The 2,025-nt window shown below is 67.1% G+C and carries 2 protein-coding genes; one reads left to right on the top strand and one right to left on the bottom strand.

Translation table 11 applies throughout. From position 1 onward, the window contains the following. Window positions 1–125: 125 nt before the first annotated feature. On the top strand, window positions 126–935 hold the full coding sequence (locus Q8Q88_RS17285; protein WP_305676422.1) for an SDR family oxidoreductase: 810 nt from the start codon (window positions 126–128) through the stop codon (window positions 933–935). Between the two features lie 170 nt (window positions 936–1,105). On the opposite strand, the gene Q8Q88_RS17280 is transcribed toward Q8Q88_RS17285, so the two are convergent. Further along, complete coding sequence (locus tag Q8Q88_RS17280; protein ID WP_305676421.1) at window positions 1,106–1,723, bottom strand: TetR/AcrR family transcriptional regulator; 618 nt, start codon at window positions 1,721–1,723, stop codon at window positions 1,106–1,108. Between the last annotated feature and the right edge of the window lie 302 nt (window positions 1,724–2,025).

Raw genomic sequence — 2,025 nt, 5'->3', positions numbered from 1 at the left:
TACAGGGGCATTTCCCGCCCAGGCAAGGCACCGAAGACGAGCGGCGCTGGATGGAAGAGAACCGCGCCTCCCCCCGCACGCACGCCTGATCCCGTAACCTCACGCTTCGACACGGACCGACCGCTATGAGCACTGCTGAATCTGGCGACCTGACTGTCGTCACCGGAGCTTCCTCGGGCATTGGCGCGGTGTACGCCGACCGGCTCGCCGCCGAGGGCCGGGCGCTTCTCCTCGTCGCCCGCCGACGGGACCGCCTGGAACAGCTCGCGGCCGACCTGTCCTCGCGCCATGGGACGTCCGTGGAGACCATGGTCGTCGATCTCGAGCAGCCGCAGGATCTGGCCCGCCTGGAAGCGCGCCTCGAGAGTGAGCGCGTTGCGATGCTGGTCAACAACGCCGGCGGAGGATCGCTCGGACCCACGGCGCGGAGCACCGCCGACCGGCTCGAGCGTCTGATCCGCCTCAATATCGTGGCCCTCACCCGGCTCTCCGTCGCCGCCCTCTCGGGCTTCCGAGAGCGGAACGGCGGCACGCTCGTCAACCTGGGATCGATCGTCGCCCACGCACCCTCGGCGGGCGCCGCCGTCTACAGCGGCACGAAAGGGTATGTGGCGAACTTCACGCGCTCATTGCAGCTGGAGTACGCCGACAGCGCGATCCGGATTCAACTCGTGATGCCAGGCCCGATCCGCACGGAGTTCTTCTCATCGCAGGGCATGAGCGACTCCGTTTTCCCGGACTCCAGCTTCCTCACGGCCGAACAGCTGGTAGACGCGGCCCTCGCGGGGCTCGCCGCCGGGGAGACGGTCACGAGCCCCTCCATGCCGAATCCTGAAATCTGGGACGCGCTGGAGACCGCGAGGCAGCAATACCTGTCCTCGACATTTTCCGGCCAGGTGGCCCCTCGCTATCGACGCGTCGCGCCGACGGCCTAGGCGCAGCGCCGGGCATGAACCGGCGTCGGCCACTTCCTTCACCTTGAACAACTAGACGAAGTCGCCGACCGCGTCCTGCGCTTCCTCAGGGGCTAGTGTCGCCCGGCTCCGCTCGGTCAGCCGGCGCTAGAACGAGGAACGGTTGAGCCGAAACTGGTCCGAGCGGTGGCTCAGCATGACTTGGGTTGGCTGTGCGCCAGCCCTCGGCAAATCGTAGCCAGCGCCCTCCCTGCGGCGGCCCGCAGCCGTTCGGAGTCAATTGCTTGAAGAGGCTTGCTGGTTATCTCGAGTGCGAGCATCCCGTGCAGCATCGCCCAGAAGAGAACCCCGGCGAGCTGTGCGTCCGAGGGCGTCCGGAACCCTCCGACCGCGCGCTCCGCATTGCGGAGCATGGATGCCCGCGCGCGGTCAACAGCGCTTGCGAGGGCCGGATCTGAGAGCTGGTCACTCGCCGGAAGCTCGAACATCAATCGGTAGGCGGAGGCTTGCTCCGAGGCGAAGACGACATAGGCCTCACCGACCGCATTCGACGCGCCCCTAGCGGAGGCGGAGTCCGCTGTCTCGAGCGCTTTTGCGAGCCGCTCGAACGCGCGCACCTGCAACGCGGTGACCAGGGCCTGCTTGCTCTCGAAGTAGCGGTAAGGGGTCATGGGACTGACTCCTAGCCTTGCCGCCACGGCGCGCATGCTGAGGGCTTCCCGTCCCCCCTCCGCGAGCAAGCCCTCCGCCGCATGGCAGAGACGCGCTCTGAAGCTTGCGATCTCCTCGTCAGTCAGGATCCGCGGCACCGGTCGCCTTCCATGGGAGCTCTGTCATCAAATCTGCGGTGCGGACCAGAACCGCCCGCCAACAAGTCAGTTTCTTTTTGACATCTTGCGGTCCGCTGAGCAACTTCCCGGGACCGCGAAGGCGAGTTGATCCAGCGCCGCATTCCTGACCTGGCCGCGGGGCTGACGCAGCCCGCTCAGCGGCCGCGGAAAACGGGCGGACGCTTCTCGGCGAAGGCCGCGGTGGCTTCGGCGAAGTCGCTGCTAAGGATGCCCACGATCTGGGCGTGGTTCTCCAGTTGGATGGCCGCCTCGAGGCTGGG

The organism is Phenylobacterium sp. (genome assembly GCF_030697925.1).
Classification (GTDB): domain Bacteria; phylum Pseudomonadota; class Alphaproteobacteria; order Caulobacterales; family Caulobacteraceae; genus Phenylobacterium.
Note: the sequence above shows the minus strand (reverse complement) of the source record. Positions and strands in the feature narration are given on the sequence as shown.

Coding starts and splice junctions, on each gene's coding strand:
- Q8Q88_RS17285 (WP_305676422.1), top strand. CDS start 126: ATGAGCACTGCTGAATCTGGCGACCTGACTGTCGTCACCGGAGCTTCC.